This is a genomic window from Mycoplasmopsis ciconiae (genome assembly GCF_036350065.1).
Classification (GTDB): Bacteria; Bacillota_I; Bacilli_A; order Mycoplasmatales; family Metamycoplasmataceae; genus Mycoplasmopsis; species Mycoplasmopsis ciconiae.
This window is the reverse complement of record NZ_JAZDWZ010000006.1, coordinates 65128-77309: the sequence shown is the minus strand read 5'-3', so window position 1 is coordinate 77309 and position 12182 is coordinate 65128. Positions and strand designations below refer to the sequence as shown.

The 12182-nt window shown below is 28.0% G+C and carries 10 protein-coding genes and 2 tRNA genes; 1 reads left to right on the top strand and 11 read right to left on the bottom strand.

The annotated features are described in order from the left end of the window. Positions 1–128: 128 nt before the first annotated feature. The 7 genes from def to V2E24_RS02420 form a co-directional block, all read right to left on the bottom strand. Complete coding sequence (gene def, locus V2E24_RS02450; protein WP_330500840.1) at positions 129–680, bottom strand: peptide deformylase; 552 nt, start codon at positions 678–680, stop codon at positions 129–131. An 86-nt stretch (positions 681–766) separates the two neighbouring features. Then, positions 767–1477 (bottom strand): signal peptidase II, encoded by a 711-nt coding sequence (locus V2E24_RS02445; RefSeq protein WP_330500839.1) that lies wholly within the window; start codon positions 1475–1477, stop codon positions 767–769. Beyond that, a complete protein-coding gene (gene ileS / locus V2E24_RS02440; protein ID WP_330500838.1) occupies positions 1470–4148 on the bottom strand; it encodes an isoleucine--tRNA ligase in 2679 nt (892 codons plus the stop codon). Before ileS ends, V2E24_RS02445 begins: the two co-directional genes overlap by 8 nt. 8 nt (positions 4149–4156) lie before the next feature. Next, complete coding sequence (locus V2E24_RS02435) at positions 4157–4687, bottom strand: hypothetical protein (RefSeq protein WP_330500837.1); 531 nt, start codon at positions 4685–4687, stop codon at positions 4157–4159. Positions 4688–4825: 138 nt separating this feature from the next. Then, entirely contained in the window at positions 4826–5746 is a 921-nt protein-coding gene (locus tag V2E24_RS02430) for a hypothetical protein (RefSeq protein ID WP_330500836.1), read from the bottom strand. Positions 5747–5798: 52 nt separating this feature from the next. Continuing rightward, complete coding sequence (locus V2E24_RS02425) at positions 5799–6716, bottom strand: RluA family pseudouridine synthase (RefSeq protein WP_330500835.1); 918 nt, start codon at positions 6714–6716, stop codon at positions 5799–5801. Between the two features lie 109 nt (positions 6717–6825). Next, entirely contained in the window at positions 6826–8199 is a 1374-nt protein-coding gene (locus V2E24_RS02420) for an FAD-dependent oxidoreductase (protein WP_330500834.1), read from the bottom strand. Between the two features lie 231 nt (positions 8200–8430). On the opposite strand from V2E24_RS02420, the gene V2E24_RS02415 reads away from it, so the two are divergent. Further along, positions 8431–9153 (top strand): phosphotransferase, encoded by a 723-nt coding sequence (locus V2E24_RS02415; RefSeq protein ID WP_330500833.1) that lies wholly within the window; start codon positions 8431–8433, stop codon positions 9151–9153. 54 nt (positions 9154–9207) lie between these two features. Here the strand turns inward: V2E24_RS02415 and V2E24_RS02410 are convergent. The 4 genes from V2E24_RS02410 to V2E24_RS02395 form a co-directional block, all read right to left on the bottom strand. Then, positions 9208–9281 (bottom strand) — tRNA-Trp (locus tag V2E24_RS02410). Between the two features lie 42 nt (positions 9282–9323). Next, complete coding sequence (gene ychF, locus V2E24_RS02405; RefSeq protein ID WP_330500832.1) at positions 9324–10424, bottom strand: redox-regulated ATPase YchF; 1101 nt, start codon at positions 10422–10424, stop codon at positions 9324–9326. 68 nt (positions 10425–10492) lie between these two features. Continuing rightward, a tRNA-His gene (locus tag V2E24_RS02400) sits at positions 10493–10568 on the bottom strand. Between the two features lie 155 nt (positions 10569–10723). Beyond that, complete coding sequence (locus V2E24_RS02395) at positions 10724–12148, bottom strand: coiled-coil domain-containing protein (RefSeq protein ID WP_330500831.1); 1425 nt, start codon at positions 12146–12148, stop codon at positions 10724–10726. Positions 12149–12182 lie beyond the last annotated feature (34 nt).

Sequence of the window (12182 nt, the reverse complement as noted above, 5' to 3'; positions counted from 1 at the left end):
CGTTAAAAAAACAAAGCTTCACCCGTTAGGTGGAACTTTGTTTTTTTAATTAACAGAGATATTTCTACATTATTTATTTTAGCTTTTTAAAAAACAAAAAAAGTTCCAAAAATGGAACTTTTTCATATTTACATTAAAATTAAATCTTTTTCTTTTTCTCAAGGATTGCTTCTTTTTATTCTATCAATAAACAACTTACCGTCTAAATGATCTAATTCATGTTGGAAAACAATCGCTACATATCCTGTTAGATCGTATTCTACTTCTTTTTGTTGTTTATAACTATAACATTTAATTTTAATTCTTGTAGCTCTTCTTATATAACCTTCTTGATTTGGATAATTTTCAGGAACACTTAAACATCCTTCACCTTCGCTTAAGGCTTGTTTACCAAAACTTTTTGAAAGTACAACTGGATTAATAATAACGTCACTAAAAATAGTTTCATCTGTATCGAAGTTTTTAACATGTACATAAAACATACGTTTTAAAACTCCATACTGAACAGCAGCCACACCAACAGCAGGGCGAAATTTAGTGTTAGGTTTTTGACTATCATCTACGTGATAAATCATCTTCTGAGCTAATAAGTCATCTTCTTTTGATAATGGAAGAGTAACTTCTTTTGAAATTTCTCTTAATACTTTTTTGGGTAATTCTACTAATTTAACATTAAACATGTATGTATTATAAATAATTAATTATTATTTGTTATTTTTTTATCAAAAAAGCTTAATAAAAAGTCGATTTTTAATCGACTTTTAAATTAATCAATTTTAGTTTCATTTTCGTTTTTTTTGTTTTTTAGGCGTTTGAAAAAATCAATAATTAGATCTACTAAAATTGTCGCTAATGTTCCGATAGTACCAATAATAACTCAAGTATCAGCGAAATTAAATGTTCCTCTCTTTTCTAAAAACGGAACATATAAAAGGTCTTTAACATGGTTGTCAAATAAAAATCTATCAATCATGTTTCCGGCTGCTCCAGCACAAATAAACGCCATAAAAACTACAAATCTTCACTCAGCAAAATATGTAGCAAAAACAATAAAGACTATTATTAAAATACTTAAAACTTGAATAATATTTAAATTGATTCCTCTTGGTAAAAATGTAACACCTTTGTGTCAAATAAATCTAAAACCAATAATAATATAATCCAATCACTTATCTTGTGAAGGGTAAATAGTTTCAGGGTAAATATATTGACCACTTCCATCTGGCGCTAAGCCTTTTCCATCAACTAAATTATGTACATCTACGTGCTTAAAAATAAATGTTTTAGTCAATTGATCGACTAACAATAAAATTGTGACAACGCTAATTAAAATAATATAAGAAATTATTATTCTTTTTTTGTTTGTCTTTGTATACTCTTTAAAAGCATGCGCGTTTTTTAAAGAGTATTCTTTGATTTTTTGTTTACTTTTGATGGTAAAATCTTTTATTTTTTGGAAAAATGTATTTTTATTCATTTAAATTTTGCTCTTTTACTAAATCTGCAATTATTGAAGAACAATTTGGACATAGTTGATCAACAATTAAATTAGGTAAAAAGTGATTTCAACATCTAGCACATTTTTCACTTTTGAATACTTCTAAAGCGAATTTATCACTAAATTCAATATCACCAACCATTAAAAGTAATTTTAAATCTAAGCTAGCTAAAAATTGATCATGTACATCTAAATATAATTTAGCTTCATTTGAACGCTTAATTTGATGATTTTTAACAGCATTTTCAATTAACTGATTTACTTTATCTCTAAGTTCAAAGAATACTTTAAATTTGTCTAAAATAGCAAAATTAACAGGTTTTACTTGAGGGAATTCTTCAAGCATAACTGATTCTTTTTTGTTAACTTTATCAAAGTGTTCGTAAATTTCTTCGGCTGTTGCAGGAATAATTGGAGCTAAAGCTACAACTAAAAACTCAACTATTTCATAAAAGTTAGTAAGAGTCATTAAACGACGTTTAGAGTCTTTTTTGTCAACATATAAAATGTCTTTAGTTACACTTAAATAAAAACTAGATAAGTCAACAATATAATTGTTGATTTCTTTGATTACATTAATAAATTTAAATTGATCGTAATAATTAACTACTTTATTTTTAAGTAATTCAAGTTCCTCTTTTATGTATAAATGAATTCCTTCTCTCTCTAAAGTTGCATCATACTTAAATCCATCTAAATTACCTAATAAGAATCTAATTGTGTTTCTCAATTTTCTGTATAATTCAGCATTTTGATCTAAGATTTCGTTGCTAATTGAAACATCATTAGAGTATTCACTGTTTGCAACTCATAAACGTAAAATGTCAGCTCCTCTTTCTTTTGCAACTGAAGTTGGGTCAATGACATTCCCTTTAGATTTAGACATTTTTTCACCTTTTCCATCTAAAGTAAATCCATGACTTATTAATTGTTTATAAGGAGCAAAACCATAGTAAGCAACTGAGTTGATTATTGAAGAGTTAAATCAACCTCTATATTGATCCACTCCCTCTAAATATAAATCATAAGGCACATTAGTGTTAGGAATATGATATGAAATAGAACTGCTTCCAGAATCAAATCAAACATCCATTATATCCATCTCTTTAGTGTAACCTAAATTTCTATACTCTTGAGGTAATAATTCGTCCGCATCTTTTTCTCATCAAATATCACTACCGTGCTCTTGAACAAGATTAATTACATAATCGAAAATTTCTTCATTGATAACTGGTTTTTTATTTTTATCATAAAAAATAATAATTGGTACACCTCAGCTTCTTTGACGCGAAATAGTTCAATCACCTCTATTTTCAATCATTTGTGATAAACGTTTTTGCGCTCATTCAGGATAAAATTTTACTTTTTCAATTTCGTTTAAAATTTTGTTTCTTATTTTATCAATAGAAACAAATCACTGAGGTGTTCCTCTATACATAATTGGTTGGTGAGTTCTTCAATCATGTGGGTATGGGTGTTTTAATTTTGCTTCTTTAACTAAAGAATTATTGTTTTTTAAATCGTCAATAATTATTTTGTTAGCATCCTCATAAAATACGCCATTATATTTACATTCGTAATCAATTTTTCCATCATCAGCGATGTGCATAATCATATTTAGTTTATTTTTTTGACCTATTAAAAAGTCATCTTCACCAAATAATGGAGCAATATGAACTAAACCTGTCCCACTTTCTAAGGTAACGTGGTGACCAAAAACAACTTTAGCTTCTTGATGTGTAATTGGAGTTAAATATGTAGCCCCTACTATGTCTTTTGCTGTTAAAACTTCTAAAATTTCATAATTTTCTCAGCCAAATAATTGGGTTACTTTCTCAAGTAATTCACTAGCTACAATATAAACTTTGTTTTCATATTTTAATCTTGTGTAAGAAAATTCTTCGCCTAAAGCCACTCCTGAGTTAGCTATCAAAGTTCATGGTGTTGTTGTTCAAATTATTAAATGATCATTAACGTGAACTTTATTTTTTTCTGTTGTAGATACAATTTTAAAAGCTACATAAATAGAAGGAGACACAACATCTTGATACTCAACTTCCGCTTCAGCTAAAGCACTTTGGCTAGAAGGAGATCAATAAACCGGTTTTAATCCTTTATATACTAAACCATCCATAACCATTTTTTTAAACAACCTTAACTGCTGTGCTTCATAGTGTTTATCCATTGTTATATAGTAAGTATCCAAATCAGTAAGCATCTCTAATTTTTCAAGTTGTTTTTTTTGTTTTTCGACTTGTTTGTAGGCATATTTAGCAGCTTTTTTTCTTAAAATTAGTGGTGTTAATTCATCTTTATTGATGTTTGCTTCCTTTAGCATTTTATGCTCGATTGGCAATCCGTGTGTATCCCAACCTAAAACAAAAGGTGAATAAAAACCTTTGAGTGATTTATATCTTACAATAATGTCTTTCAAAATTCTATTTAATGCGTGACCAATATGTAAATCACCATTAGCATATGGAGGACCATCATGTAAAACAAAATGTGGATTGTCTTTATTTTTCTCTAAAACTTTGTTATAAATTTGATTCTCTTTTCATAACTTGAGATATTTTGGTTCTTTGACAACTAAATTAGCCTTCATTTCAAATGAAGTTTTTGGCATATTTAAGGTTTTTTTATAGTCCATTTTTTCTCCTAATTATATTTTTTTAGATTTTCTAAAATTTGCTCATCGCTAAATTGCTTTTTAATACTTTCTGAAATTGGTTTTTGCTTAGAGTAGTGATTGTGATTTAATCTAATTGCTTTAAATAAACTGGTTGTTCTTCTTGCGTATATTGGGTCAGTTACTAAAGAAGAGTTTAATTGAACTTTAAATGTAAAAGTTGTTATATCTGAACCGGGGTTACCTACTACATTTTCTAAAAAAATATTAAATTTATAACCATCAAAAGTTACTTGATTTTCGTATCTAAAAGCGTTTATGCTTCATAAAGCTTCAGATGTGTAATTTTTAGGTTCTGCTTCTAAATTGCTTAAACTTTGAGGAGGATATTTGATGTCTAAAAGTTTAAGTAATTCTTCGTCATTCATCTGCTGTACTTGATTTCTTATATTGATCAGCGCTTTTTTTTCTTGACTTGAGTCGCAGGCCACAACAAAAGATACAGGAATTAAAGACACAAGTGAACTAGATAATAAAAATATCTTTTTAAGATTAAGCATTCTACCTCCTTAAAAAACCATATTAATATTAATTAATATTAATATTTTATATTATTATTTTTCTTTATTCCTTTTTTTATAAATAATTAAAAATAAACACATTGATGTGTTTATTTATTGTTTGTGTTATTTTTATAATTATTGCTTATCTTCTGAAGAGTTTTCGTCTTTTTGTGATGATGAATTTTTCTTTTTAGAGTAATAATAAATTCTTTCAGCTAGCTCCTCTACATCCATATCTTCATAACCAAAAATATTTAAATCTTCAGCAGCTTTTTTTAATTTTTCGATTGGTAAATCTTTTAATTTTTTAATATATTCATCTTTTACAGAATCAGATGTAGATTTTTCTTTTTGCGCTTCAGCTTCGGCGTTTTCGCGTACTTTTTCGTTTTGAACTTCTTCTTTGACTTTAGTTACAAAATTTTCAAAATCAGGAATATTAAATTGTATATTATTTTTCATCTCTTCACGCATTCTTATAAACATGAAAGCTCTTTTAATGAATTTGACTTCTCTACCCACAAAGAATCATGCAACAATCGTAAAAATACCTGTGGCCAAGTTTATTCACTGATAAACATAACTAATTTTTGTTGAGCCATAAATTGCAGCTGTTAAAAAAGGTGTTGCTAGATTTAAGAAAACAACAAATAAAACAATATTACCAACAATGTTTAATTCTCCATAATTTTGTTTTGCTTTTCCCGCAAACATTGAAATAACAAAGTAAACTAAAGATAAAATTGTGAAAAAAAAGAAAACTGAAGGTCAAATAATATACGAAGTAATAACGCCATTTTTAGTTGGTGCGGATAAATTAGGATTATTTGTGTTGAATGTTTCGTTATAAGTTTTTAAAATAAATTCATAAACATTTTGGCTATCCACATAAACAAAAACAAAAATACCTACAATCAATAAAATTGCTGTAATAACTAAAATAGCAACATATAGCATAAATCAAAGATTAAAAGTTCTTTTACCATTTTCGTACAAATCTTTTGGACTATCGAAATTTAAATACTTTTTTCTGCTTAACAATGGTTTTTTTTCCATTTTTCTCCTTTTTGGACGTTAATTTAAATATTAAATTAATTATAAAGTTTTTTTATTCGTTTTTTAAGAATGTTTCAAAGTCAAAATCAGCGATATTGAATTCAGCTGGCGGTTTTGCTAAGAATTTCATTTGTTGGTTTGTAATTGGGTGAGTAAATTCTAATTTATATGCATGTAGTCTCTGCCCAAATAAATCAATTTCTTTATTATAAATAGGATCACCAAAAACTGGATTTTTAATGTAACTTAAATGAACTCTAATTTGATGTGTTCTTCCTGTTTCTAATGTACACTTAACAAGTGTTTTAGGTTGATGTTGATAATAAAAACTCTTAAGCATCTCTACATGTGTGATTGCATGTTTAGAGTTAGAATGAGTAACTGTCATTGATTGTCTATTTTTGACATCTCTACCTATAGGCAAGTCAATTTTGATTTTTTTAGCACTTAAAATATTATCAACAATAGCTAAATAACTTCTGTGAATTTCATGTGTTTTAAAAAAATCAGCTAATTTTTGATGAACTTCATTGGTTTTAGCAATTAATAACAATCCAGAAGTGTCTTTATCAATTCTATGAACAATACCTGGCCTTAAAAGTCCGTTTTCGTTACTTAGATTGTTTTTAAAATGATACATAAGAGCATTAACTAATGTGTTTTCATAGTGTCCTGGCGCTGGATGGACAACCATATTTGAAGGTTTGTTAATTACGATTAAATATTCATCTTCAAAAACTATATCTAAATCAATGTTTTGTGGTTTTATTTCAACGATTTTATCAATTAATTTTTCAATTTCTATTTCTTGATTTTCTCTAACAATAAATTTCGGTTTATTTACCGTAACCCCATCAACTTTAACAGCTTTTTCTTCAATTAATTGTTTAATATCATTTCTGGAAATTTCAGTTTGGTTGGAAATGTATTTATCAATACGCTCTTGGTAATTTACTTTTAATTTAATCATTTTTTAATTATATAGTTAATTTTAAAAAATAAAAAACCTTTTAAAAATCGTTTTTTACCTGTAAAACAATAAAAAAAGTTGCTTTTTGCAACTTTTTTGTGTTGTGTTATTAAGCTTTATATTTGATTCCTAATGCGTTTAACATTGGCATTAAGAAGAAATTAAATGGTTTATTAAAGTGAGGCAAGAAGAACACATCTGTTAAAGCGATTTCAGGTAATGTTAAACCTCTTTGAATAGCTAAGGCAAACATGTAAATTACTTCAACGTGAAGTTCTTTTCCTCATGAACCAATTTGAACACCTAATAATTTTAATGTTTCTTTGTTGTATGTTATTTTACATGCAACTTTTTCAACATCACCCATAAATTCACAACGATCATTATCAATTCAGTACTCTTCACCAACAACACTTTCATCAAATCCCATTCTTACGGCTGTAGATTTTGTAAATCCTGTAGATGCATAATGACAATCAAAAACATTAATTGCGTTTGTTCCGACTACACCTGGGAATGGTACTTCTATACCTGATAAGTGTAAAGCAGCTACTAAACCACTTTTTACAGCGTTTGTAGCTAAAGCTACGTGTTGATAGTCGTTTGTGATGCAGTTTTTCATAGCTGCTGAATCACCTATAGCGTAAATATTTTTGTCTGAAATACTTCTTTGGAACTCATCTACTTTAATAGCTCCATTTGCTGTTTTTTCAACATCTTTAACAAAGTCTGTTCTTGGTTTGAATCCGATACATAAAATAACTAAGTCAGCTTTAAATTCACCCTTATCTGTAACAACGCTAGAAACAAATTCTCCATCTTTAGATTTGAATTCTAAAACTTTTTGACCTAATTGTAAATTAACACCTGAATCAGCCATTCTTTTTTCCATTTGGTCTGTAAATTCAGGGTCAAAGTAATTTGGTGCTACTCTGTCTTGTAAATCAATTAAAGTAACATTTTTACCTTTTTCATGGAACGCTTCAACTAATTCAACACCAATGTATCCAGCTCCTACAACAACAACGTCTTTAACTTTTTTATCATTAGCCGCTTCAACAATAGCTTCAGCATGTTGGAATAATTTAGATAACATAATATTTTTGTATTCAATACCTTTGAATTGTGGTTCAATAGGTCATGTTCCACCAGCAAATACTAATTTATCGTATTTATCTGTAAATTCTGTTCCTGTTTCTAAATCTCTAACTAAAACTTCGTTTTTAGATCTGTTTAATTCAATAACCTCGTGGTTAATTTTTAAATCTACGTTGTATTGTTTTCTTAAGATTTCTGGTGATGAGTAAAATAATCCAGCTGGATCTGTAAATAATCCACTTACTCAAATTGCGATTCCACATCCTAAGAATGATACGTTTGTATTTCTGTCATACGCAACAACTTCAGCATTAGGGTTTAATGTTTTAAGTGTTCTTAAAAAAGAAGTACCTGCGTGGTTAGCACCGACAACTAAAATTCTCATAATTTTCCCTTTCATAATTACTTAAAATTTGCTTATACAATCTAAATATTGTTAAGTATTATTATTTTACAAAAATAATTAAAAATAGTTTTAAGACTATTATAAAATTAAATTGTAAAAATTTCCATATTAAATAATCGCTTTAAAATAATGATATAAATTAAATAAAATTTTATTTATTTGACCAAAAAGACTGTTTTAAAGACATATAAGTAAAATTAAGAGGTTAGGATGAGAGAAAAAATAAACATCGGTTTTACAAATAAAAGTTTTAAAGAAGACAATTTGTTCATTCAAGAAATTAACATAAACGAATTTAATCACAAAATAAATTACCAAATATTATCTAAATTAAACTTTGTTCCAAAATTACTAAAAAATAGCTCTAATGAGATGATTTGAGAATACATTGATGGCTCAGATGTAGAACTAAACCAACAAAATTTAAAAATAATTGCTCAAAATGTATCTACATTACATAATTCGAATTTAGAGTTTCCTCAATACAATATAGATAAAAGAATAAAAAAATATATTGAAATTATCGAGAAAAAGAATATAGACTTGCCTTTTATTAGACAAAATTATCCTCTAATTGAAAAAATTACAAGCGAATGTGACAAATCTACACCTAATCATAATGACTTGTGAACTAGAAATATGATCAAAAAAGATCAACAAATATTTATTGTCGACTGAGAATATGCTACCATGAATGACAAGCATTTTGATTTGGCTTATTTTATTTGTTCATCTCATTTAAATGAAGAACAAGAAAAGTGATTTTTACAAAATTACGATGATGAAATTGACTACAAACAACTTCTAAAACAAAAATTAGTTGTGTATTACATTGTTGTTTTATGAGTTTTAGCACAAGATACTAAATTTTTTGATGAAACTCCTTATATTCAGCTTTTTAACCAAACCAAAGAATTAATTAAAAGAGCTTAGTGAATAACTAAGCTCTTTTAATTTATAAAATTTAATTTCGATCTTTTTTAGATATGGCGGGGGTTACAGGAGTCGAACCCGTCTCGATGGTTTTGGAGACCACTGCATTGCCGATTTGCTAAACCCCCATGATAAATAAATATCAAAATAATTATATTAAAAATTTAGACTTACTTACCAAATTTGAAGTGACACACATCACCATCTTGCATTACATATGTTTTACCTTCTTGGCGCATTTTACCAGCTGCTTTAGCACCTAATTCACCATTATTTTGAATAAAATCCTCAAAAGAAATAACTTCTGCTTTAATGAATTTTTTCTCAAAATCACTATGAATAATTCCTGCACACTGAGGCGCTAACATATTCTTGCGATAAACTCAAGCTCTAACTTCAACAACTCCGGCTGTAAAATAAGTTTCAAGGTTTAATAAATCAAAAGCTTCTTTAGTTAAAATATCTAATCCGCTTCTTTCAATGTTATACATGCTTAAAAACTCTTTTGCTTCATTTTCGTCTTCAATCTCAATTAATTCACTTTCCATATGAACTGAAATAGGAATAATTTTAGTCCCTTGAGGAAGAGAATTTTTTAATTTGATAAATAATGGTTGTTCTTGATAATTCACAATTTGTTCATTTGATAAATTTGCAACATAAATAATAGGTTTGGCTGTTAAAAGCTGATATCCTTTAATAATTTTCTTTTCTTCTTCGCTCAAACTTAAATCACGGACAGGAATTTCTTTTTCAAGGTTATCTTTAATTAGTTGGGCTAATTTTAACTCTTGGTTAGCCAAAGAATCACCACTTTTAGCCTTTTTATTAACGCGATTAATAACATTATTAACAGTTTCTAAGTCAGCTAACATTAACTCTAAATTGATGACCTTTTGATCTCTTTCAGGATCTACTGAATTGGCTACGTGCATTATATTTTTATTATCAAAACATCTAACAACATGAATAATTGCATCAACTTCTCTAATGTTGGCTAAAAATTTATTTCCTAAACCTTCTCCCTTTGAAGCCCCTTCTACTAAACCTGCAATATCCACAAAATCAAAAGTTGCATAGACAATTTTTTTAGGATTTACAATTTTTGCGATTTGTTCAATTCTAGGATCTTTTAACGCAACGCTAGAAATATTAGGCTCGATTGTCGTAAAAGCATAATTAGATGCTTCAACTTGTTTTTTGGTTAAGGCACTAAAAAGTGTACTTTTACCTACATTAGGTAATCCAACAATACCGGCTTTTAAACTCATATTTACATCCTTAATTATTTAATGATAATTTAAACAAAAAAGTAACCTTTTAGGTTACTTACTTGATATGGGGCGAATGACGGGATTCGAACCCGCGAATGACGGGACCACAACCCGCTGTGTTAGCCACTTCACCACATTCGCCATAAGTAACATAATTATATATTAAAAAAAACTTTTCGTAAATATTTTTCACTCTACGCGCGCATAAAAATTTTTATAATATTTTACATTAGCAACAAGGTAAAAAAACAAAGCTTCGCTCTTTAGGTGAAACTTTGTTTTTTAATTAATATAGCTTATTTTTCTTCAGTGCTTTTTTCTGCTAATTTTTGCATCAATTGCGCGTTTTGTATTTGAACTTGGTCTAAGTATACTGTAATTTGTTTAATTAAATATGATGTAGCTAATGAATAAGAATTAATTAAACGGTTACCGCTTGAAACATTCGCAAATGCATTTTTAAACAAGTCTTCAAAATATTGTTTTTGCTGTGCTACACTTTGAATAAAGGCTTGAGTTTGTTTATAATCATATGGATAATTTCTATAATCAAAATATGAACTAGCATTTATTAACACGTTTAAAATTGTAAATGTTTGTTGGTAAGCTGCCATGTATTTATCTAATTCAGTTAAAAATTTTAAGTACTCTTCTTCTGTTTGTGAGTTTTTCATTTCAACTAATTTTTCATAGTTTTGAGCTAAAGCCCCTATGAATGAATTAATTTCATCACTTAAATTTGGAAAGCTTCTTGAAACTAATTCAGATGCTTGTGATAAATTACTACTGTTGTAATTAGTTAATCAGTCTGAAATAAGTTTTTTGTTCAATGTTTCTTCGTAATTTGATAATTCTTGTCTTCTTGACTCAGGTGATTGAGCTGATTCTTCTTCACTTTCATCTGTTGTGTCTGATAATTGATTCATTGACTCTTCAGATTGTGTTTCTTCTTGTGTATCTTGAGCTTTATTTTCATTTTGTTCTTCGGTTTGCGAAGTTTTTTGTGTTTGTGTTTCTTCTGTTTGTGTGTTTTGGCTTGCTTGGGCGCTTTGTTTTTCTTTTAATTCTTTTAATTCATTTGTTAATTTAGCAACATTAGCACTTAAGGTTTGAATTTCACTGGTTAAACTTTGTGTAGAAGCGTTAGCAGTTTCAAGTGCTTTGGTTTTTTCTGAAAGTTGTTTTTGTAATTCAGTAATATTTTCAGAATCACTATTGTGTTTAACTTTAGCATCTTCTAATTTTTTGTTAAGATCGCTAACTGAGGCTTCTAAAGTGGTTTTTTCACTTTGAAGCGCTTCTATTTGTGATGTTTTATCAGCTTCAGCTAATTGTGCTTTTAATTCTTCCACTTGTGCATTTAATTTACTTATTTGCTCCTCAAGTTCAGTTTTTTTAGCTTCATTAGCTTCTAATTTTTTAGTAGCTTCGCTTAATTTAGTTTTTTCAGCATTAAGCTCATTTTCTTTTGCGCTTAATTGTGTTTGTAATTTTTCTTTTTCAGCTTTTTCTGCTTCTAATTTTGCATTCATTTGTGCGATTTGATTTTGTAAAGCAGTTTTTTCTTCATTGTATCTTGTAGTTAAAGCAGAAAGTTGAGATTCTAATTCTTTAACCTTATTTTGATTTTCATCTTCTTGTTTTGCACAAGACATTATAGATATAGGCATTAAAGTTGTAACAGCCCCTAAACCTAAAATGATTTTCAATTTTGATTTCATTTTTATCCTTTTGTTTGTTTAATTAAAAAAATAT